The 20,627-nt window shown below is 68.4% G+C and carries 19 protein-coding genes; 8 read left to right on the forward strand and 11 right to left on the reverse strand.

The features are described from left to right. Positions 1–115 precede the first annotated feature (115 nt). The 3 genes from J2W68_RS08050 to J2W68_RS08060 all read left to right on the forward strand — a co-directional run bounded on the left by J2W68_RS08050 (position 116) and on the right by J2W68_RS08060 (position 3,689). Complete coding sequence (locus J2W68_RS08050; RefSeq protein WP_310234403.1) at positions 116–1,501, forward strand: FAD-binding oxidoreductase; 1,386 nt, start codon at positions 116–118, stop codon at positions 1,499–1,501. A 77-nt stretch (positions 1,502–1,578) separates the two neighbouring features. Further along, positions 1,579–1,878, forward strand: coding sequence for a DUF2388 domain-containing protein (locus J2W68_RS08055; RefSeq protein ID WP_310156377.1), 300 nt, complete (start codon positions 1,579–1,581; stop codon positions 1,876–1,878). Between the two features lie 14 nt (positions 1,879–1,892). Continuing rightward, the gene (locus J2W68_RS08060) at positions 1,893–3,689 is read left to right on the forward strand and encodes a DUF4105 domain-containing protein (RefSeq protein WP_310234404.1); all 1,797 of its coding nucleotides are present in this window, start codon (positions 1,893–1,895) and stop codon (positions 3,687–3,689) included. 132 nt (positions 3,690–3,821) lie between these two features. On the opposite strand, the gene efpL is transcribed toward J2W68_RS08060, so the two are convergent. The 4 genes from efpL to J2W68_RS08080 all read right to left on the reverse strand — a co-directional run bounded on the left by efpL (position 3,822) and on the right by J2W68_RS08080 (position 8,582). Then, entirely contained in the window at positions 3,822–4,388 is a 567-nt protein-coding gene (gene efpL, locus J2W68_RS08065; protein WP_310234406.1) for an elongation factor P-like protein EfpL, read from the reverse strand. Further along, the gene (locus J2W68_RS08070) at positions 4,385–4,927 is read right to left on the reverse strand and encodes an aspartyl protease family protein (RefSeq protein ID WP_310234409.1); all 543 of its coding nucleotides are present in this window, start codon (positions 4,925–4,927) and stop codon (positions 4,385–4,387) included. The genes efpL and J2W68_RS08070 overlap by 4 nt, the downstream gene beginning before the upstream one ends. A gap of 228 nt (positions 4,928–5,155) precedes the next feature. Next, positions 5,156–5,926, reverse strand: coding sequence for an SDR family oxidoreductase (locus J2W68_RS08075; protein WP_310234410.1), 771 nt, complete (start codon positions 5,924–5,926; stop codon positions 5,156–5,158). A 79-nt stretch (positions 5,927–6,005) separates the two neighbouring features. Then, positions 6,006–8,582 carry a sensor domain-containing protein gene (locus J2W68_RS08080; RefSeq protein ID WP_310234412.1) on the reverse strand — a complete coding sequence of 859 codons (2,577 nt, stop codon included), beginning with the start codon at positions 8,580–8,582 and terminating at the stop codon, positions 6,006–6,008. 653 nt (positions 8,583–9,235) lie between these two features. Between J2W68_RS08080 and J2W68_RS08085 the strand changes: the two genes are divergently transcribed. Genes J2W68_RS08085 through J2W68_RS08095 form a run of 3 tightly spaced genes read left to right on the forward strand, consistent with a single transcriptional unit; the run spans position 9,236 to position 11,582 of the window. Then, a complete protein-coding gene (locus J2W68_RS08085) occupies positions 9,236–9,481 on the forward strand; it encodes a FeoA family protein (RefSeq protein ID WP_310234414.1) in 246 nt (81 codons plus the stop codon). After that, positions 9,478–11,331: a ferrous iron transporter B gene (gene feoB, locus J2W68_RS08090; protein WP_310234416.1), complete on the forward strand. Its 1,854-nt coding sequence runs from the start codon at positions 9,478–9,480 to the stop codon at positions 11,329–11,331. Before J2W68_RS08085 ends, feoB begins: the two co-directional genes overlap by 4 nt. Positions 11,332–11,339: 8 nt before the next feature. Beyond that, the gene (locus J2W68_RS08095) at positions 11,340–11,582 is read left to right on the forward strand and encodes a DUF6587 family protein (protein WP_310234418.1); all 243 of its coding nucleotides are present in this window, start codon (positions 11,340–11,342) and stop codon (positions 11,580–11,582) included. Positions 11,583–11,598: 16 nt separating this feature from the next. Here J2W68_RS08095 and J2W68_RS08100 read toward each other — a convergent pair whose 3' ends face one another. From J2W68_RS08100 to J2W68_RS08125, 6 genes are all read right to left on the reverse strand, one after another. Further along, entirely contained in the window at positions 11,599–12,165 is a 567-nt protein-coding gene (locus J2W68_RS08100) for a hypothetical protein (protein WP_310234420.1), read from the reverse strand. Between the two features lie 53 nt (positions 12,166–12,218). Beyond that, positions 12,219–12,623, reverse strand: coding sequence for a hypothetical protein (locus J2W68_RS08105; RefSeq protein WP_430539685.1), 405 nt, complete (start codon positions 12,621–12,623; stop codon positions 12,219–12,221). 2 nt (positions 12,624–12,625) lie between these two features. Further along, positions 12,626–13,222 (reverse strand): bactofilin family protein, encoded by a 597-nt coding sequence (locus tag J2W68_RS08110; protein WP_310234422.1) that lies wholly within the window; start codon positions 13,220–13,222, stop codon positions 12,626–12,628. A 498-nt stretch (positions 13,223–13,720) separates the two neighbouring features. Then, positions 13,721–14,080, reverse strand: coding sequence for a hypothetical protein (locus J2W68_RS08115; RefSeq protein WP_310234424.1), 360 nt, complete (start codon positions 14,078–14,080; stop codon positions 13,721–13,723). Positions 14,081–14,288: 208 nt separating this feature from the next. After that, positions 14,289–14,624 carry a hypothetical protein gene (locus tag J2W68_RS08120; protein WP_310234426.1) on the reverse strand — a complete coding sequence of 112 codons (336 nt, stop codon included), beginning with the start codon at positions 14,622–14,624 and terminating at the stop codon, positions 14,289–14,291. Between the two features lie 127 nt (positions 14,625–14,751). Next, positions 14,752–15,927, reverse strand: coding sequence for a thiolase family protein (locus J2W68_RS08125; RefSeq protein ID WP_310234428.1), 1,176 nt, complete (start codon positions 15,925–15,927; stop codon positions 14,752–14,754). Positions 15,928–16,122: 195 nt separating this feature from the next. Between J2W68_RS08125 and J2W68_RS08130 the strand changes: the two genes are divergently transcribed. Both J2W68_RS08130 and J2W68_RS08135 read left to right on the forward strand, forming a co-directional pair. Further along, positions 16,123–18,951 (forward strand): S8 family serine peptidase, encoded by a 2,829-nt coding sequence (locus J2W68_RS08130; protein WP_310234430.1) that lies wholly within the window; start codon positions 16,123–16,125, stop codon positions 18,949–18,951. A 170-nt stretch (positions 18,952–19,121) separates the two neighbouring features. Beyond that, a complete protein-coding gene (locus J2W68_RS08135) occupies positions 19,122–19,649 on the forward strand; it encodes an REP-associated tyrosine transposase (RefSeq protein WP_310234432.1) in 528 nt (175 codons plus the stop codon). 165 nt (positions 19,650–19,814) lie between these two features. Here J2W68_RS08135 and J2W68_RS08140 read toward each other — a convergent pair whose 3' ends face one another. Further along, a complete protein-coding gene (locus tag J2W68_RS08140) occupies positions 19,815–20,537 on the reverse strand; it encodes a carbonic anhydrase family protein (RefSeq protein WP_310234434.1) in 723 nt (240 codons plus the stop codon). Positions 20,538–20,627 lie beyond the last annotated feature (90 nt).

A 20,627-nucleotide genomic window follows, 5' to 3' on the forward strand; every position in this document is an offset into this window, starting at 1 on the left:
TGGAGGACAGCGCGGGCCATGGTGCCAGAATCGCGCCGGGCGTGTTGCGCCGCAGCGCTGGACGCACCCGGGACGCGCTGGCACGCTGGCGGCCCGTTTGCTCCGGCGCCCGACGATGTCCGACTCCCGCATCTCCAGCCTCCAGGCCGCCGTGCCGACACTGCGGCTGCTGACCGAGCCTGCGGACCTCGCGCATTACGGCGTCGACTGGACCCGCCGCTGGACGCCGGCGCCGCTGGCGATCGGGTTGCCGGCCAGCATCGACGAGGTGCAGGCGACGATGCGCTGGGCGCATGCGCAAGGCGTGGCCGTGGTGCCGTCGGGCGGTCGGACCGGGCTGTCCGGCGGCGCCGTCGCCGCGAACGGCGAGCTGGTGCTGAGCCTGCAGCGCATGAACAAGGTGCTCGGTTTCGAGCCCGCCGATCGCCTGCTGACCGTCGAGGCCGGCATCGCGCTGGAAGCGGTGCAGGAGGCGGCGCGGTCGCACGACCTCCAGTACCCGGTGGATTTCGCCGCGCGTGGCTCGTGCTCGATCGGCGGGAACATCGCGACCAATGCCGGCGGTATCCGCGTGGTGCGCTACGGCAATACGCGCGAGTGGGTCGCCGGCGTCAAGCTGGTCACCGCCACCGGCGAGCTGCTCGACCTCAACCGCGGTCTGGTCAAGAACTCCAGCGGCTACGACCTGCGGCATCTGGTGGTGGCATCGGAAGGCACGCTGGGCATCATCGTCGAGGCGACGCTGCGCCTGGCCGCGCCGCCGGCGGAGACGCGGGTGATGCTGCTGGCGCTGCCGTCGTTCGAGGTGCTGATGGAAGTCTTCCAGGCGCTGCGCGCGCGCCTGCCGCTGGAAGCCTTCGAGTTCTTCACCGATCGCGCGCTGCACCACGTCGTCGCGCACGGCGCGCAGCCGCCGTTCGAGGCGGTGTATCCGTATTACGTCGTTGCCGAGTTCGCCTGCGAGGGCGAGGCCGGCGAGGTGCAGGTGCTGTCGGCGTTCGAATACTGCATGGAGCAGGGCTGGGTCGAGGACGGCGTGATCAGCCACGGCGACACCCAGGCCGCGGCGCTATGGCGCCTGCGCGAGGGCATTACCGAAAGTCTCGCGTCGCACCTGCCCTACAAGAACGACGTCTCGGTGCGGATCTCGGCGATGCCGGCGTTCCTCGCCCGCACCCAGGCGCTGCTCACGGCCGAGTACCCGCAGTTCGACGTGGTCTGGTTCGGTCACATCGGCGACGGCAACCTACACATCAACGTGCTCAAGCCGGCCGATATGGACAACGCCGACTTCGTCGTCGAATGCGACCGGGTGACCAAGCTGCTGGCGGCGACGCTGGCCGAGCATGGCGGCAGCATCTCCGCCGAGCACGGCATCGGTCTGGTCAAGAAGCCGTATCTGGAATCGACGCGCAGCCCGGCGGAGATCGCGGTGATGCGCGGCATCCGGCAGGCGCTGGATCCGGGCGGCATCCTCAACCCCGGCAAGCTGTTCGATTGAGCGCCCGGTTCAGCCCCATGCAATACGCCGACGCTAGAGTGTCGGCTGTCGCTCCCGTCCCCGAGGTCCCCCGCATGATGGTTCGTACCGCGCTCGTCCTTCTGTTGACCGGTCTGTCCGCGTCCGCCTTTGCAGGCAGTTTTGCCGGCACCAGCGCGGGCGCCGCGTCCGGCGGATCGTCGGCCTCGTCGGGCAGTACGTCCGGCAATGACAAGGTGGTGCTGCAGGCACGCGAGGACGCCGCCGGTTTCGTTGCCAGCGACGGTCGCATCCGCGGTGCACGCCTGGAAGCGGCGCTGCGCCATCTGCGCGAGACCCAGAGCGCCGCGCGCGACGCGTCGGACCTCGCACTCGCCCAGGCGATCCTGGCGCGTTGATCCGGCTGGCGCGCTTGCATCTGCGCGCCGCCCTGTTTCTTGTTGTCGTGCTGCTGGCGCCGGCCGCATCGGCGGCCGGCTGGTCGATCACGCAGCAGGTTGCGGGTACGCCGCTGGCGCCTGCCGAATCTGCGCGCGCCGGCGCGGCGATCTCCGCTGCATTGGTGCGCCTGCCGCCGAGGTGGCGGGATGCGCCGGGACTCGATGTCGTCGTCGACTGGCGTGACGATCTGCCCGACGACGTGCATGGCCGGACGTTCGGCGCGCATCTACGCCTGCGTCGCACCTTGCTGGCCGACGACGCGTCGGCGCAGCCCCTGCACGTCGCGCTGCTGCACGAGTTAGCGCATCGCTACGACCGTTCGCCGCATGGCGGTCTGTCGCGCGATCCACGCCTGCGCGATCTCGCCGGCTGGCCGCAACGCCCGCTGCGCTTCGGCATGCGTGTGCGCGACAACGCGATGCACGACCGCAGCCCCGATGCCTACGAGCGGGCGTCGCCGGCCGAGTTCGTCGCGGTCAATCTCGAGCATTTCCTGCTCGACGCCGAGTACGCCTGCCGCCGGCCGGCGCTGCATGCCTACTTCGCGGCGCACTTCGACTGGGCCCCGCCGCACGCGCCCTGCGCGCCGGATCTTCCATTCGTGGAAGCCGAGCCGGGTGCCGATGCCGCGCCACTGCTCGCGCTGGATCCGGCGCGCGTGTACGCCATCGATTACCTGCTGGCCGAAGGCAATGCACGGCCGATGAGCCGCTGGGGCCACAGCATGCTGCGGCTGGTGATCTGCGCGCCCGGTCGTGCGCCCGGACCGGATTGCCGCCTCGATCTCGCGCATCACCGCGTGCTGTCGTTCCGCGCCTTCGTCGATGATGTGCAGATCTCCAGCCTGCGCGGGCTGACCGGGCGCTATCCCTCGCGGCTGTTCGTGCTGCCGCTCGATCAGGTGATCGACGAATACACGCGGATCGAACTGCGCGGCCTGCAGTCGATCCCGCTGCAGCTGTCGACCGGCGAGATCACCTCGCTGCTGACGCAGGCCGCGAACCTGCATTGGAGCTACGACGGTCGCTACTACTTCGTGGGCAACAACTGCGCGGTCGAGACCTGGAAGCTGCTGCAGACCGGCGTGCCGCGCCTGGCCGACGCGCGGCTGCGCAGCATCACGCCGACGGGGTTGTTGCGGAAACTCGTGCGCAGTGGCGATGCGGATCCGACAGTGCTCGATCGCGAGGACGCGGTACGTGGGGGCCATTACTTTCCGTCCGCCGACGCGGAGTACCAGGCATTGCTCGACGTCGCCCGCGCGGCGCAGCCGTTGCCAGTCGCGCGGGTCGACGCCTGGCTGGATCTGGCGCCGGATATGCGCGCGCCCTGGCTCGCGTCCGCGCAACTGCGCGACGGCGCGGCGCTGCTGGTGCTGGAACATGCGGCGCGGCGACGGGAAGAATTGCGGTTGCGCGATCTGCTCAAGCGGCAGTTGCTCGATCCGCGGCATGCGGACGACGCCGCGCCGGCGCTCGCGACGCTGCGCGACTTGCTGGTGGCCGGTGATGCACTCAGTCGACCGGCGCAGTTGCTGCCGGATGGCTACGGATTGCCGCAAGCCGACGAACGCACGGCGTTGCAGGACGATGTGGAAGCGCGGGCGCTGGGCCTGCGCGGACTGCGTGGGCAATTGGAAGACGAGGCGCGCATGGCGCTGCCGCCCGAGGCGCGGGCGCGAGTGGCCGCGCTGGATCGCAACGTGGACACCCTGGGCACGCGCTTGCGCGAGTTGCATCGCCAAGCAGGCGGCCTGCAACTCGACTGAGCGTGCACGAACCTGTAGGAGCGCGCTTGCGCGCGAAGGGGCGTTCCCGGGAAAGCCCATCGCGCGCAAGCGCGCTCCTACATCAGCAATTGCGCGGCGGAACGGGCTACGAATACGCCCGTTCTCTGCAGCTCAGTCCGCGCGACCGCCAAATTCGCCGGTACTGGTGCTGACCAGGATCCGCTCGCCGTTGCTGATGTATTCCGGGACCTGGATTTCGATGCCGGTGTTGAGCTTTGCCGGCTTCGGGCGCTTGGTCGCTGTTCCGCCCTTCAGTTCGGGCGGCGTCTCGATCACTTCCAGCACCACGTTTGGCGGCAGCTGCAATCCGACCGGTTGTTCGTCGATGATCTGCACGTAGCAGCCCGACAACGCATCGGTGATGTAGCCGCTGGCGTCGCCCACAACGTCGGCGTCGAGCGTGTAGGGCGTGTAATCCTCGTCATCCATGAACACGAACGCCTCGCCGTCTTTGTACGAGAACGTCGCTTGCCGGCGCTGCAGTTCGACTTCCTTCAGATCGTCGTCGCCGCCGATGTTGAGGTCGAACTTGTTGCCGCCCGGCACGCTGTACAGCGTGAAACGCATCTTGAGTCCGCCGCCTCGACCCTGCGGCGCGCTGCGCTCGATATCACGCACCTGATAAACGGTGCCGTTGTGTTCGATCACGTTTCCTTTCTTGACGTCGTAGGCTTTCATCGTTGTTCGCTGCTGGATGGAGAGGACGCCGCCGCGTCCGCGGCAGCTGGGTTGCGGAGATAGAGCCGCAGGTTCGGATAGTCGATCACGGCGCCGCCGCGTTCGAGGATGTCGGCGCCGAGCACGCCGTCGACCGGCGCTTCGCCGCGCCGCGAGAACGCCGCGTTGACGTGATCGAGTGCGAGGAAATGCACGGTGAACGCGTCGTCGCGGTAGTCGCCGATGCGCAGGCGGTTGCCGGGCAGGGCGCTGATCGCCATGCCGGTGCCGCCGGCGCCGGTCGCCTGTCCCCCGTCGCGTGTCGCCCGGCCCTGGTCGAAGCGCGATTGCGCGGCGCGATCGATCACGGTGCGGCCTGCACCGGTATCGATGATGAAGATGCCGGCCACGTCGTTCATGCGGGCCGCCACGGTCAGATGGGCATCGCCGTGGCGGGTCATCGGAACGGCGGTGTAGCCGGCGGCTTCGAGCGCGGCGGCAACACGGGCCGATACGGAGGTCTGCGCTGCAACGGGCAGGGAGGTCAGCAGGCAAGCCATCACAGCCGCCAGGAAACGCGTTACGCGCGCGGTATCGAAGCCCTCCCCTGCGGGGCGGGGGAGGGTGGGGTGGGGGCAAACCTTGGGCTCGCGACAGCCTGCGGACGACCGCGAAAGTCGTTCCCGCGACCGGAACGTTCGCCCCCATCCCAACCTTCCCCCGCAATGCGGGGGAAGGGGCAGTGCCCGGCGCGCCGGATACTCGGTGGCAGCGAACAAGCCCATCGCTTACTTCGGCGCCAGCCGCACCGCGCCGTCGAGGCGGATGGTCTCGCCATTGAGGTAGCGACTGCCGACGATGTAGGCGACGAGGTCGGCGAACTCCTCGGGACGTCCCAGACGCGACGGGAATGGGATCGAGGTCGACAGCGACTGCTGCACCTCGTCCGGCATGCCGTCGACCATCGGCGTCCAGAAGATGCCCGGCGCGATCGTGTTGACGCGGATCCCGAAGCGCGAGAGCTCGCGCGCCATCGGCAGGGTCATGGCCACCACACCGCCCTTGGACGCCGAATACGCGGCCTGGCCGATCTGGCCTTCATACGCGGCCACCGAGGCGGTGTTGACGATCACGCCGCGCTCGCCGTCTTCGCCCGCATCGTTGCGCTGCATGACGGCAGCCGCGGCCTTGGCCACGTTGAAGCTGCCGACCAGGTTCACCATGACGGTGCGGCTGAAGGTGTCCAGCGGCATCGGCGCCTCGCGGCCCAGCACGCGGCCGGCGCCGAGGATGCCGGCGCAGTTCACGGCGACGTTGAGCCCACCGAGGAATTCGCGCGCGGCGGCGACGTTCGCGACCACGCCGGCTTCGTCGGTCACGTCGGTGCGCAGGTAGCGCGCATTGGCGTCGCCGAGCGCGGCGACCGCTTCGGCGCCCTTGTCGTCGTTGACGTCGAACAGCACGACCTTGCCGCCGCCGGCAACGAGGTGGCGGGCCACGGCGAGGCCGAGGCCGGAGACGCCACCGGTGATGAGGGCGCGGACGGAATCGGGCGTCATGTGCGGATCCTTGGACGGAAAACCCGCAGTTTAACCGGCCGGCCGCATGCGCCGATCAGGCCAGCTCCGATAGGCGTGTTCAGACGGGTGGGCCGGGTCCGCCATGCAGACGCCGGGAGAACTCGTCGGGCGACAGTCCCGGCGCGAACAGGAAGCCCTGACCGACCGTGACGCCGAGATCGAGCAGGAACCGGCGTTGCGCTTCCGACTCGATACCTTCGGCCACGAGCCCCAAACCGAGACTGCGCGCGATGCCCGCCACCGCTTGGCACACGGCGACATCGGAACGATCACCCGGCACGCCGCCGACGAACAGCTGGCTGAGTTTGAGCCCGTGTATCGGCAGCCGGCGCAGATAGTTCAGGCCGCTGTAGCCCTCGCCGAAATCGTCGATGCTCAGCTGCACGCCCATGTCGCGCAGCGCGGCGAAGGTGCGCAGCGTGTCGGGCGCGTCCTCGATCAACACGCGCTCGGTGAATTCCAGTTCCAGCGCGCTGCCGGGCAGGGCGAATTCCGCCAGCACGTCATGGACATGCGCGGCGAGTTCGTCGCCGAGGAACTGCCGGTAGGACACATTCACCGCCACGCGCACCACGCCCAGGCCGGCATCGCGCCACGCCGCCGTCTGCCGGCAGGCCTCGCGCAACACCCACGCGCCGATGCGGACGATGTCACCGGTGCTTTCCGCATGGTCGATGAAGTGGTCGGGCCGCATTTCGCCCAGTTGCCGGTTGCGCCAGCGGATCAGGGCCTCTGCGGCGATCACGCGCCGGCTGCGCAGGTCGACCTGGGGCTGGTAGACGAGGTGGAACTCGTCGTTGTCGATCGCGCGCCGCAGATGCGTCTCCACCCGCAGCCGGTCCTGCTGGGTCTGCGCCAGCGCTGGGGTGAACAGCTGCCAGCCGTTGCGGATGCGCCGCTTGCTTTCGTACATCGCCGCATCCGCATTCTGGATCAGCGTCTGCGGCCGGTCGCCGTCATCGGGCGCGCGCGCGATGCCGATGCTCGCGGTGATCGAGAACTCCTCGGTGTCGAAGCGGAAGCCGTCACCGAATGCATCGAGAATCGCACTGGCCACGCGCTCTGCGTGACTGGCGCCGGCCCCGGCGTCGCAGACCACCAGAAACTCGTCGCCACCGAACCGGGCGATGCTGCCGGAGCTGCCGACGGCCTGCCCAATGCGGTGCGCAGCGGCGATCAGCAGTTCGTCGCCGGCGGCATGGCCGAGCGCGTCGTTGACGAACTTGAAGCGGTCGAGATCGATGTAGAGCACGGCCACGCCGGCGCGTGCGGGATCGGCCATGCGCGTCTCCAGTTCGCACAGGATCGCGTCGCGGTTCAGCAGGCCGGTCAGCGGATCGGTACGTGCCTGCGCCCGCAGGATCGCCTCGTCGTGCTTGTCGCGCGCGATGTCCTGCAGCGTGCCGGTCAAGCGTGAGGTCGCCGGATCGCCCTGGCGCGGCCCGCCGATCGCGCGCACCCAGAACGTGCCGCCGTCGCTGCGCATTCCCTGCAGTTCGATGTCGAAGCCGGTGGCGTCGAGCATCGCTGCGCCGAGCGCATCGCGCAGCCGGGTGCGGTCTGGCAACAGCAGCAGGCCGATCAGCGCCTCCATCGTCGCCGGCGGGTGCGCGGGGTCGAGAATGTGTACGGCTTCCGCCGTCAGATAGAGCCGATCGGTGCCGCAGTCGAGCTCCCAGCCGCCGATATGGGCCAGGGCCTGCACGCGATCGAACATCGCGCTGTCGCGTTTGAGTGCACTGACGTCCGAGAACAGCGACAGCACCTGGTGGGGCCGGTCACCGCCCGGCGGGTACTGCGGCACGGCGGTGACCGTCAGCCAGTACAGCTCGCGGCGCATGCGGTGGTAGAGGCCGACCAGGGTGCTTTCGACGATGCGGCCGTCGCGCAGCGCCCGCACCGGCGGCAGTTCGGCCCAGGGCATCTCGTTGCCGTCGGGTCCGATCGCGACCCATTCGCCGAGGTTGGACGTGTCGCCGAGCGAGGTGCCCTGGCGGATGCCCAGCAGGCGCAGCGCCGCCGGATTGCCGTAGACAAACCTGCCGGCGACATCGTGGATCGCGATGCCCCGGTCCATGACATCCATCAGCTCGCGATAGCGCACCTCCGCCTCACGGCGTTCGCTCAGATCGCGCGCCACCGCGACGAGGCACGGCCGGCCCGCGTGTTCGAAGCCCGCGGTGTGCACTTCCACGGGAAAACGCGAGCCGTCGCCGCGCATATTGGTGACTTCGATGACATAGGTGCGTCCGCGATGCACCGCGTCCCAGACCGGCGCGAGATGGTCGCGCGGCAGGTCCGGATTCAACACTTCGATCGGTTGGCCCACGATGTCCGCGCGCGGCCGGCCATAAGCCTGCTCGCCGGCGCGGTTGAGGTCGAGCACGATGCCATCCGCATCGAGGATGCTGACCGGATCGGGGACGGCGTCGAAGAGTGCGTGGTAACGCAGACCGGCGGCGTCGGCCTCGGCGCGCGTCACCGCCAACGCATCGCGCGCGCGGGCGAGCAGGGCGCGGACATCGGCGGGCAGATTGCGGTCGTCTGCGGCCATCGACAGCGCATCGGGCAAGGCCAGCGCATGGGCCTTGCGCTCCAGCAGTCCGGTGTTCCCCGTGTCCGATGGGTGCGTCATGTGCGCGATGCCATTGCCACTCCGGATGCGGGAGAGATGAGGTGCGTTGTAGCGCCGTCGCGTGGGTGCGTCCGGGCGCTCGCCGGTCCGGCCGGGGTGATTGTGGTGTCCGGCAGGCAGGCGTCGTGGTCCATGTCGTGCAAGGAGAACGGGCGATCTGTGGGCGATCGGCCATGGGTGGCCCGGTGGTCTTCGAAGCGTGGGCTTGGCTCTGGCTTGTCGCTTTCGCTCTTGGTCTCATCGAGCCGTAAAGCGAGCCGAGCATCGGCAGGGCGGGGCTGAAGGAGCAGCCCATGTCTGAGCGCAGCGGGTTCGGGCTGCGGAACCGTGAAGGTCCCAACGTACCCCGTTGACCGAGACGCGCAGGGGACCGACGCGGCTGAATCGCGGCGGATCGCGTCCGGCGAAGACGGTTTGACGCACGCCTGTGGCGCTCGCCCTTCGGGCCGGCTTCGCAGCGCGACAGCGCGGAAGCCCTGTCCCTGAGTCTCTCTCCTGTAACGCACCGGTACGACCTGACTCCGCACATCCGCTTCACCGCCGGCATCTCGACACCGAAACGGACTGGATCCGCAACGACGCGGCTTCGCCATCTGCTACGCGGCGCGACCGGGCGTAGAATTGCGAACCATTCTCGATAACAGAGCGCCACCGTGAACCTCTGCCAGCTGCCGCGCCGCACGCCCGCCCTCGTCGAAGACATCGAGGGCGGGGCTGCAATCGATCCCATCGCGCGTCGTCTTGCCGAGCTCGGATTCGTGCCAGGCGAGCCGGTCGAGGTCGTGGCAGCCGGGCCTTTCGGCGGCGATCCGCTGCTGGTGCAGGTCGGCTACACACGCTTCGCGCTTCGCCGCAGCGAAGCCGCCCGCGTGCACGTCCGCGTGACGCCTGCGGCATGAGCGCCACGATCGCGGCACCGCGTTTCGCGCTGGTCGGCAGCCCCAATGCCGGCAAGACCGCGCTGTTCAACCTGCTGACCGGCAGCCGCCAGAAGGTCGCCAACTACGCCGGCGTCACCGTCGAGCGCAAGGAAGGCCGCATGCACGGGCCGGACGGAGAGGGCTGGGCGCTGCTCGACCTGCCCGGGGCCTACAGCCTGCAACCTGCAAGCCTGGACGAGGCCATCACCCGTGACCTGTGCCGCGGCTTCTATCCCGGCGAGCCCGCGCCCGACGTGCTGGTGTGCGTGGTCGATGCGACCAACCTGCGCCTGCACCTGCGCTTTGTGCTGGAACTGCGCACGCTCGGCGTGCCGATGGTCGTCGCCCTGAACATGGCCGACGCCGCGCAACGTCGCGGCATCGTCATCGACCGCGCGGCGCTGGAGGCCAAGCTGGGCATCCCGGTGGTCGAGACCGTCGCGATCCGCCGCGACGGGGCGCGGGCGCTGTTGTCGCGACTGGCCGAGGTCGTGCGGGATCCGCAGCCGCCGCCCCCGGTTGCCGAAGCCGACCTGCATGCGGAGACGCGCGCACTGCTGGCCGCGGCGGTGACGATGCCGCGTCGCACAGGCCGTATCGACGATGCCCTCGACCGCTGGCTGCTCCACCCGGTCTTCGGCCTGCTGGCACTGGCGACGATCATGTTCCTGATCTTCCAGGCGGTATACGCCTGGGCCGCACCGATGATGGATCTGATCGATGCCGGGGCGTCCGCGCTCGGCGCCTGGGTGTCGACCACATTCCCGGAAGGCCCGCTGACCAGCCTGCTCGCCGACGGCATCATCGCCGGCCTCGGCGGGGTCATCGTGTTCCTGCCGCAGATCCTGATCCTGTTCCTCTTCATCCTCGCCCTCGAGGAGTCGGGTTATCTGCCGCGTGCGGCCTTTCTGCTCGACCGCGTCATGAAGGGCGCAGGCTTGTCGGGACGTTCCTTCATCCCGCTGCTGTCGAGCTTCGCCTGCGCGATCCCCGGGATCATGGCGACGCGTTCGATCCAGGACCCCCGTGACCGGCTGGCGACGATCATGGTGGCGCCGCTGATGACGTGTTCGGCGCGCCTGCCGGTCTATGCGCTGCTGATCGGCGCCTTCATTCCGCAGCGCCAGGTCTGGGGCGTGCTGAACCTGCAGGGGCTGGTGCTGTTCGCGCTGTATCTGGCCGGCATTCTCAGCGCGCTGGTGGTCTCGTATGTCATGAAGAAGTGGCGCCGCGACAAGCGCGAGCACGCATTGCTGCTCGAACTGCCTGCGTACCGGCTGCCGCATCCGCGTGATCTCGCGATCGGACTCAAGGAGCGCGCGATGATCTTCCTCAAGCGCGTGGGCGGCATCATCCTCGCGTTGACGGTATTGCTGTGGTTCCTGCTGTCCTTCCCGGCACCGCCGGACGGGGCGACCGGGGCCGCGATCGAATACAGCTTCGGCGGCCGCATCGGCCATGCACTGGCGGTGGTATTCGCGCCGCTGGGGTTCAACTGGCAGATCTGCATCGCGCTGATCCCGGGCTTGGCCGCGCGCGAGGTCGCGGTCGCGTCGCTGGCGACGGTCTATGCGCTCTCTGCAACCGACGACGCGGCTGCAGCGCAGGCGCTCACGCCGATCATCACCGACGGCTGGTCGATCGCCACCGGTCTGTCGCTGCTCGTGTGGTTCATCTATGCGCCGCAGTGCCTGTCGACCTGGGCGACGATCAAGCGTGAAACCGGTTCGTGGAAGCTGATGGCGCTCAATGCCGGCTATCTGTTCGCACTGGCGTATCTCGCATCGCTGCTGACCTACCAGGTCGCGCGCGCGCTGGGCGCGGGTTGAGCGCGCGGATGACTGCCGCTCTGCTGTTGCAGTACGTCGTCGTCGCGCTGGCCGTGCTGCTCAGCGCGTGGGTGGTGTTGAAGAAGCTGGCTCCGAATGCGACGCGACGCCTGCGCATCGCCCTCGCGTTGACGCTGCTGCGCGCCGGCAGGCCGACCTGGGTGCGGGCGCTCGGCAGGCGCGTTGCACCTTCGCCGGCTGCAACAGGCACCTGCGGCAGTTGCGACAGCTGCGGACCGCCTGCGAGCTGAGCAACGTTCTGCGGCCTCAGGCAGGCGGCAGCACGATCGTGCCGCCACCGACTTCGCGGCCGCCCTCGACCAGTAGGAACGCGCCACCGTCCTCGATCTCGACCGGCGCCTCGCACCTCAGGTACGCGGCAACGGTGGACCCGGGTTCGACGGCGCCATCGGCATCAAAGCGCAACGTGCACACGTGCGTGGCCGTGGCCTCGCGGTCCGTCCCGACGAAGCGGACGTTGGGCCGGTAGTTGCTGAAGACCGAGCTGCGGCGGCCTCCCGCGTCCCGCGTGCGGAACATCACGCACGCCCGGATGTCCTCGCGAGTCGCGAATGCATGGGTACGCGGTGGCACGTCCGCAGAACGCGCGGTGGTTTCCCCCACATTTTCCTGCGTGGACACGCAGGGCGCATCGAATGTCGGGCCGCCCACAGCGGTCGCCGCCGGGCTGTCGTCAGCCGCGGTCGCCACGGAATCGGCGCCCGGCGGCATCTCGGCGGCCAGGTCGGTGTTTGGCGCAGGCCCGCACGCGGCGAGCACGAGCGCAGCGGCGAGCAGGACGAGGGCGCGCGCGGTCGGGGTAGTGGCTGGCATCGGACTTCCTTGTCATGTGGTCGCGCATGGTGAAGCGGGTTGTCCGGGAAGCGCTAGTGGCGTCCCCGGCTCAATGGAGAGCGCGTGGGTCGTCGCGCATCGTTGGTCGGCGTGACCTCGACCGACAGGCTGAAAGTGCGCTCATCGCCCACCAGCAAGGCGCCGACGCCGACGACCTGGCGGTTGATCTCCTTGCCATCCTCGTCGCGGATCACCAGCACGACCGAATACTCCCAGGCACCGCCCTCGGACGGGTGCCGGATGCGACCCTCGACCTGCAGGGCCGTGGTGGTTTCTTCGCGTTGCACGGTATTGCGCGCCACGATCGGCGAGCCGGGCGCGCTGTCAATCTTGAGGAAATGCTGACACGCCGGACAGCGCGAAGCGCTCTCCAGGATCACGGTCTTGCAGTGCGGGCAGGTGCGTGTCGCACCTGCCGCGCCCGGGCGACTGCTCACGGTCAGTCGCTGGACTTGTCGTTGGCGCCCTTGTCCTTGGCGCTCCCGGTCGTCGTCGTAGTCGTCGTCGGCTTGACATCGCCCCAGCCGCACTCGATGTGGCCGCGGATCTTCGATCCCGACGCCACCGTCAACGAGCCTGCCTTGAGATCGCCCGTCAGCACCGCCGAATCACGCAGTTCCACCAGGGACGCGGATTCGATGTTGCCTTCGAGTTCGCCCGAAACCAGCACCTGCTGGGCGCGGACGCCGCCGTTGAGCTTGGCGCCGTGCTCGATGGTCAGATTGCCCTGCACGTTGACGTCGCCCTTGAAACGGCCCGCGATACGCACATCGCCGGTGCCCTCGATCTTGCCCTCGATCGTGAGGTCGGCGGCGATGATCGATTCCTTGTTCACCGGCGTCGCGGGACGCGGCGCGGATGCGGGGGCCGGTGCAGGCGAGGGTGCAGGCGCGGTGGACGCCGGCGGTGTCGCGGTCTGGAAGTCCGCAACCGCGGGCGGGGGTGTTTCGCGTGCCGGAGCGGGCGGCGGCGGAGCGTCGGCACCGAACGCGGAGGAATCTTTCTTGACGGTGCCGGACTGCTGGAAAATGGCCATGTCGCGCTTTACCTCGGAAATGGACAGGAGAGCGGAAACCACCGCTCGAAAGGGTATTTCCACGCCGCCGCGGTGGGCAAACGCGGACCCCGAGCCTAGCACGCAAACGACGACATCCAACTGTGACCGTTGGGGCAGATCCGAGACAGGGCAAGCACTTGCCGCATGTTCAAGAAGCGTTACGCGAGATGTCCCGCGCGTGCTTGTGGGATTACCCGGTGATGTCACGGATCGATGGCCGCTACCGCGCAGCCTTCGAAGCACTAGCATTGGGCGCAGCTGCCGCGACAGATGCGCGGCTAGGTATGCGCTGCGTTCGACAGTGTCAGATGTGCGATGTGCGATGTGCGGTCGCTGATCCAGGCTCCCGGCCCGCGTAGCAGGCCGGTCGGCACACGATTCCGTTGCGTCGAAACCGGAGCGCAGTTTCAAGTCTGTAGATGGCCCAAACAGAAAGCCCGCCATCAGGCGGGCTTTCGATGGCCTGGGTAGAGGCGATCAGCGATCGGCGCGCTCTTCGACGCGTTCACCTGCGTTCTCGATCGCCTGGCCTGCTTCCTGCGTCGCCTGGCCCGTGGCCCGTGCGGCTTCGTCGGCGGCAGCGTCCGCACGGCGTGCGGCGTCCCGTGCGGCGACTTCGGCATCCTGGGCGGCGACACGGGTCTGCTGGGCTGCAGCGTCGGCTGTGGCCCGTGCGGCATCGGCGGTGGCGGACGCGGCATCGGAGATCGCCTGACCGGCGCTCTCGGTGGCAGCGGCGGCTTCGGCACGCTCACGCTCGGCATCGTTGGAGTTGCTGCACGCGGCCAGGGCCAGCAGCGATGCGGCGGCGATTGCGGTCATCGGCTTGAAATGCATGGCGTGTTTCCTGTGTGGATGAGGACGGCGCGAAGATTGAATGCGCGGGTGTGAGGGCTGCGCAAAGAGCGTCGTTGTTGGCGGGCGACGCACTGAAGCGCCATCTACTCCCTCGTGGTAGGCGAGTACGTTGCGCATGAAAAAGGCCGCCGGGAGAACCCGGCGGCCTTCGAATTCACTACAGATGGCCGAAGGCCATCGAAGCAAATTACGGCGTCACTTCTTCAGCAGCGTCCGCGGCGTCTTCAGCCTTGGTCTCTGCATGGTCAGCGGCGTCAGCAGCGTGCTCGGCGGCGTCGTCCGTACCGGCAGCGGCGGCCTGGGCAGCAGCGTCGGCAGCGGCGTCAGCAGCGGCAGCGGCGTCGTCGGCAGCAGCCTGCGCGGTACCGGCAACGGCCGGATCCTGCGTCTCGTTCGCAGCAGCCTGTGCGTCGGCAGCGGCGTCAGCAGCGCCTTCAGCCGAGCTGTTGGCCTGGTCGGCGTTGCTGCAAGCAGCCAGCGCCATACCCAGAGCCAGGGCAAGCAGAGCCTTATTGATCGTCATTGTTTCTTCCTCGTCTGAAAGTGTGGGCAACGCGCTTGAATGCGCGCCGCCGACATGATGACAAGCCTCTGACGGGTGTCAAGCGGGACGTGCGTGGTTTTTTCGTAAAAAACACGTTATCCGAAGTTCACGCCATTTGCACGGCAATTGCGGTCGCTTCGCCACCACCAATGCAAAGCGTGGCAATACCGCGCTTCAGGCCGCGCGCTTTGAGCGCGTGAATCAGCGTGACAATCAAGCGCGCACCGCTCGCGCCGATGGGATGGCCGAGTGCCAGTGCGCCCCCATTCACATTGAGCCGGTCGTGCGGGATGCCGAGATCCTTCATCGGCGCCATCGCGACATTGGCGAACGCTTCGTTGACTTCGAACAGATCGACGTCCTCGATCTTCCAGCCCGCCTTGTCCAGCACGTTCTGGATCGCGGTCACCGGCGCGGTCGTGAACCACTCGGGGGCCTGCGAATGACGCGCGTGGGCGACGATGCGCGCCAGCGGCGTGAGGCCGTGCGCGGCGGCTTCGTCGGACGAGGTCAGCACCAGCGCCGCGGCGCCGTCGGAGATGCTCGAGGAACTGGCCGCGGTCAGCACGCCGTCCTTGCCGAAGGCCGCGCGCAGGGTCGGGATCTTCTCGACCTGGATCTTGCCGGGCGCCTCGTCGGTGTCGAACGTCGCCTCGCCCTTGCGGGTCTTGACCGTCACCGGCGCGATTTCGTTCTTGAATGCGCCGCTTTCAATGGCCTTCTTCGCCCGGGTGGCGCTTTCGACGGCGTAGGCGTCGAGATCCTCGCGGGTGAAGCCGTACTTGTGGCTGGCGACATCACCGAACACGCCCATCGACTTGCCGTCGTCGGGATTGGTCAGGCCGTCCCACGCCATGTGGTCGAGCATTTCGGCGCTGCCGTAGCGGATGCCGGTACGCGAGCCGTTGAGCAGGTGCGGCGCGTTGGTCATCGACTCCATGCCGCCGGCGACGACGAACTTCGCGGTGCCGGCCTTGATCAGGTCGTGGCCGAACATCACGGCCTGCATGCCCGAGCCGCAGACCTTGTTGATGGTCACACAGCCGGCCTTGTCGGGAATCCCCGCCGCGCGCGATGCCTGGCGCGCAGGCGCCTGGCCCAGACCGGCCGGCAGCACGCAGCCGATGATGGCCTCGTCGATGAGGTCGGGCGACACGCCGGCGTGTTCGAGCGCGGCGGTGATCGCGGTCGCGCCGAGGGTCGTCGTGGGAACGCCGGTGAACTGGCCGAGCATGGAACCAATGGCGGTGCGCTTGGCGCCGACGATGACGATGTCAGTCATGGGGAGGTGACTCCAATTAGGTGAACTGCATGTCCGCCGATTATCGCACCCGGCGCCTGCGTGTGCGGATGCGTCCGCGGAACTGGAACCGCGCCGATGGCACCGGCCCGCGATTGCGGGTATAGATGCGGCGACAGGGGTGCAGGTGGACGGCGTGCGTCCGCATCGAAGAGGGCAGACATGATGTCGAGAGCGATGAGCGTGCGCAGCGGCGCGCGGGGTATTCCACGTACGGTGCTGGCCTGCGCGCTGGGCACGGCCCTCGCCGCCTGTGGCGGAGGCGGTTCCGGCGGCGGACTGGTGATGCCGACGCCACCGCCACCACTGGCGCCCCCACCGACGACACCGCCGCCGACGGTCGTCCAGCCACCCAATCCCGCTTACAGCCGGCATCTCGCCGACACCAATACCTTTGCCGCGCACGAGGCCGGATTGACCGGACGCGGCGTGCGCATCGGCTTCCTCGACAGCGGCATCAACCGCAACCATCCGGCGTTGCGCGACCGGGTGATCGCGAACCTGACCTACATCGGATCGTCGGGCAACAACCTCACGGTCGACGATGTCGTCGGCCATGGCACCGCGGTCGCACAGGCTGCGGCCGGGCGTCCGTTCGGCACCTGGCCAGGCGGCGTGGCCCAGAACGCGGAGATCGTGTCCGCCCGGATCATCAGCGACAAGCCACCCGAAGACGACGGCACCGGTGGGGGCAACGAGATCGACGGCCCCTTGGGTCTGACGGCGATCCACCGTGATCTGATCAACCGCAACGTCAAGGTGATGAACAACTCCTGGGGCGGTCTGTACTGGACCGACCTGAGCGTCACCGCGCAGATTGCGAGCGAGTACCGCCCGTTCGTGATCGATCACGGCGGCCTGGTGGTGTTCGCGTCAGGCAATTCCAGTTTCGCGAATCCGTCGGACACCGCAGCGCTGCCGAGCAAGGCCGGCACCAACGGGAGCACGCCGGCGGCGGATCTGGAGCGCGGCTGGCTCACCGTGTCCGCGCTGGCCGAGAACAGCACCACCACGCTCGCGAGTTACTCGAACGCCTGCGGCGTCGCGATGCGCTACTGCCTGGTTGCGCCCGGCACGGTGATCGTCACCGACACCGACGATGCCCCCGACGCGCCGACCTACTACCGCTACAGCGGCACCTCCTTAGCCGCGCCGCTGGTCTCGGGCGCCGCCGCGCTGGTCTGGGAAGCGTTCCCGTACTTCGACAACGACCTGGTGCGCCAGACCATCCTGGGCACCGCGACCGACATCGGTGCGCCCGGTGTGGACGCGGTGTTCGGCTACGGCGTGCTCAACGTCGGCAAGGCCGTCCGCGGGCCGGCGAAGTTCGACTGGGGCGATGTGACCGCGAACTTCAACAGCGGCACGTCGACCTGGGCCAACGACATCAGCGGTGCAGGCGGCTTGATCAAGCGCGGCGGCGGCACGCTGCAGATCACGGGCACGTCCACGTACGGCGGTGCCACGCGCGCCGAGGGCGGCACGCTCGCGTTCGCGTCGTCGATCCCGGGGCCGGCGACGGTCATGTCTGGCGCGGTGCTGCAGTTCGCCGGCGCGCGCGTGGGCGGCAACCTCGTCAACAACGGCACGTTTGCGGTGACCGGCAACACACCGGCGCGGACCATCGCCGGCAACTTCCAGCAAGGGTCTGCGGGCCGTCTCGCGTGGCAGATGGGCGCGCCGTTGCAGGTGAGCGGTAGCGCCAGCCTCGCAGGCGAACTGCAGGTCACCGGCGTCATCAGCGGGTATACGACCCAGCGCCGCGAGAACGTCGTCGAAGCCGCTGGCGGCGTGACCGGCGTGTTCGGCAGCCTCACCAGCGGACCGGGCGTTTTCCTCGAAGGCAACCTGCGCTACGACACCAACCTCGCCTGGATCGATGTGATCCGGCTCAACGTGACGGCCGCGGCAGCCTCGATGAGCGGAATCACCGCGCAGTCGATGGGCGCGGCCGAACGGGTGGAAGGGGCGTTCGCACAGGTCGATGGCCAGTCGTCGGTGGGCGGCGGCGCCATCGCTGACGGCTTCGTCCGGGTGGCTGGCGAATTCCAGGGCATCCAGAGCGAAGCGGCCGCGGTCGCCGCGCTCGAGAGCCTGTCGGGCGCGCAGCATGCGGCGGCGCTGACGGCGACATTCGACAACGTCGACATGGGCCGACGCGCGGTCGCATCCCGGGTGGGCGCATTGGCGGCGCGCGATGCGTCTGCCGGCGTGTGGCGGGAATCGCTGGGGCAGGGCGGCAGCGGCGGATTCGCGCGCGATGGTTTCAGCGTCGACGGCTGGAGCATCGGCCGCGATCATCTGCTGGGCAACGGACTGGTGGCCGGCTTCGCCTTCGGCGAACTGCGAGGCGATGGCATCTCCGAGGCCCGCGGTGACCGCAATCGAGACCGGCAGACCCAGGCGCAGGCCTATCTGGCGCGCAGCTTCGGCGACAGCTACGTCATGGCGCAGCTCGGCAGCGGCCGCTTCGATCGTGACATGCAGCGGCAGCTGTTCGCGGGCGCGGACTGGCAGGGTGTGTCGACGCGCTACGCCGGCAATTACACGCAGGCGGCGGTCGAGGCCGGCCATCAGTGGCGCGTCGGCACGACGGCGTTCGGCCCGTATGTCGGCGCCGAGCAGGTGCGTCTGCGCAGCGACGGCTTCGACGAACGCGGCGGCGACGGCTTTGGCCTGCGCACTGCAGGCTGGGATGTCGAACGCAGCCAGGCCATCGCCGGCCTTCGCGCGCGCTGGGATGCGCCGGGATTCTCGCTGCACGGTTATGGCGAATGGCAGCAGACGCTGTCGTCGAGCGGGTTCGACCTGCAGGCCAGCTTCACCGGGGTCGAGGCATGGGCACCGATCGCCGGCTTTGCGCCCGCGCGTTCGGGCGGTCTCGTGGGCGTGGGGTTCGAATCCTGGCTGACGCCGCGCGCGCGGATGATGCTGGGCGTCGACCAGCGCTTCGGGCCGCGCGGCAGTGATCGCATGGCATCGATGCGGGTTGCGGTCGGGTTCTGATCTGCCAGCAATCCCCTTGAAAAAGGCTGCTCACAAGCAGCCTTTTTTCTGTAGGAGCGCGCTCGCGCGCGAAATGCGCTATCGAGAGAACAGCGTCACGCGGTGTCACCTACAGGGCCTCGGGTTGATCCCCTGTGGCTTCGAGGTAGTGAGCGTCCGAAAATGGAGGCATGCCTTGTCCAGTCGAAAGCCGGGGTCATCGTGCACTGCGTGTCGGCCGACGGTCTGAAGCCGATCGGCCTTACCTCGTCACCGCTTCCACCTGGAAACGGCGCAAGTTATTCGCTGATTTTGACAATGCGCGAGCAGCGTGCTGCGCCTTCACGAGCCCGCGTGCTGCAGGGGATTCGAAACTCTTGGCTTGGGTGCTGATGCCCGACCACGCGCACTGGTTGTTGCAGCTGGGCAACGAATCATTAGAGCGGGTTGTGGCGCGGATGAAGTCGGCTGTCAGTCGCAATTTGCATCACAGCTGGGGGAACACGCGTCCCATATGGGCAAGGGCGTTTCACGACCGTGCGATGCGGCGCGATGAGGACCTGCATGCCGCGGCGCGCTACGTCGTCGCCAATCCGCTGCGGGCAGGGCTGAGCCGGTCGCTTGCCGACTATCCGTTCTGGGATGCGGTTTGGCTTGATGGGGAAAACGCCCGCGCCCGCACGAGTGCGCGGGCGGGCATTGTTCCCAGCCAGGACTGATCGCGCGCAAGCGCGCTCCTACAGACAAGCTCGCGATCAATGCGTGTCTGGGATGCGGTTTGGCTCGATGGAGAAAACGGTCGAGCCCGCACGAGTGCGCGTGCGGGCGATGTTCCCAGCCAGGACTGATCGCGCGCAAGCGCGCTCCTACAAATAAGCTCGCAATCAATGCGCCGCGTAATGGATCAGCGGGCGTTCGTTGAGCGGTTGGACCTTGCGGTTGTTGTGGCTGTAGCGGGCGTTGAAGCCGGCGATCTGTTCTGCCGACAGCGTCACCGGGTTGTCCAGCACGTACCACTCGACGTTCTCGGTCAGCGGCGGCGTGGTCAGCGACCCGAGATAGTGGTGATAGCTCTTGTCGCGCGGCAGCATGATCGCGATGTCCTCGCTTTCAATCTCGCCCTCGTGCGCGCCGCCCAGCGCCTGGAGCACTTCGCCGGCCAGCTTGTTGGGCTCGCCCTCGCGGTACATCACGCCGACCACGGCCAGGCGGCCGTCCTTCGCCTTGAACACGAAGTGGCCTTCGAGCGGGAACGATTCGCCGTCGATGGTGTGTTCGCTGGCGGCGTGGAAATGGAACTGCATCAGCTCGAAATGGCGTCCGCGGATCAGCGCGTCCGGGCCATGTGCTTCCACTTCCACCGCGTGGCCATTGTCGACCACGCGCAGCGCGGCTTGGGTGTCGCGCAGTTCGATCGCCTGGGCTTCTTCCATGTCGCCTTCGGTGGCCACCGCGCGCTGGATGTCGATCGGGGACTGGCCCAGCGACGCCGGGTACTGCCAGGTGTCCTGCCGCTCGTAGTCGTACTGCTGGGCGACGGCAAACGTCGGGGCGAGCAGGGCGGCCATGGCGAGGACGAGGGTGCGGGTGCGGGTCAGACGGGGCATTGGAATCTCCTGGGGGAGGGCGTCGGGAGACGTCGGGGCGGCCAGCCTACACCTGCGATCCGGCAGTGGCGGTGGGCCCGGTGCGGGGCT

Source organism: Luteimonas terrae, from assembly GCF_031457535.1.
Classification (GTDB): Bacteria; Pseudomonadota; Gammaproteobacteria; order Xanthomonadales; family Xanthomonadaceae; genus Luteimonas; species Luteimonas terrae_A.

Bases quoted from the DNA above. Each gene is read 5' to 3' on its own strand.
- J2W68_RS08050 (WP_310234403.1), top strand. From the start codon at position 116: ATGTCCGACTCCCGCATCTCCAGCCTCCAGGCCGCCGTGCCGACACTG.
- J2W68_RS08055 (WP_310156377.1), top strand. From the start codon at position 1,579: ATGGTTCGTACCGCGCTCGTCCTTCTGTTGACCGGTCTGTCCGCGTCC.
- efpL (WP_310234406.1), bottom strand. From the start codon at position 4,388: ATGAAAGCCTACGACGTCAAGAAAGGAAACGTGATCGAACACAACGGC.
- J2W68_RS08070 (WP_310234409.1), bottom strand. From the start codon at position 4,927: ATGGCTTGCCTGCTGACCTCCCTGCCCGTTGCAGCGCAGACCTCCGTA.
- J2W68_RS08075 (WP_310234410.1), bottom strand. From the start codon at position 5,926: ATGACGCCCGATTCCGTCCGCGCCCTCATCACCGGTGGCGTCTCCGGC.
- J2W68_RS08080 (WP_310234412.1), bottom strand. From the start codon at position 8,582: ATGACGCACCCATCGGACACGGGGAACACCGGACTGCTGGAGCGCAAG.
- feoB (WP_310234416.1), top strand. From the start codon at position 9,478: ATGAGCGCCACGATCGCGGCACCGCGTTTCGCGCTGGTCGGCAGCCCC.
- J2W68_RS08095 (WP_310234418.1), top strand. From the start codon at position 11,340: ATGACTGCCGCTCTGCTGTTGCAGTACGTCGTCGTCGCGCTGGCCGTG.
- J2W68_RS08100 (WP_310234420.1), bottom strand. From the start codon at position 12,165: ATGCCAGCCACTACCCCGACCGCGCGCGCCCTCGTCCTGCTCGCCGCT.
- J2W68_RS08110 (WP_310234422.1), bottom strand. From the start codon at position 13,222: ATGGCCATTTTCCAGCAGTCCGGCACCGTCAAGAAAGATTCCTCCGCG.
- J2W68_RS08115 (WP_310234424.1), bottom strand. From the start codon at position 14,080: ATGCATTTCAAGCCGATGACCGCAATCGCCGCCGCATCGCTGCTGGCC.
- J2W68_RS08120 (WP_310234426.1), bottom strand. From the start codon at position 14,624: ATGACGATCAATAAGGCTCTGCTTGCCCTGGCTCTGGGTATGGCGCTG.
- J2W68_RS08125 (WP_310234428.1), bottom strand. From the start codon at position 15,927: ATGACTGACATCGTCATCGTCGGCGCCAAGCGCACCGCCATTGGTTCC.
- J2W68_RS08130 (WP_310234430.1), top strand. From the start codon at position 16,123: ATGAGCGTGCGCAGCGGCGCGCGGGGTATTCCACGTACGGTGCTGGCC.
- J2W68_RS08135 (WP_310234432.1), top strand. From the start codon at position 19,122: ATGCCTTGTCCAGTCGAAAGCCGGGGTCATCGTGCACTGCGTGTCGGC.
- J2W68_RS08140 (WP_310234434.1), bottom strand. From the start codon at position 20,537: ATGCCCCGTCTGACCCGCACCCGCACCCTCGTCCTCGCCATGGCCGCC.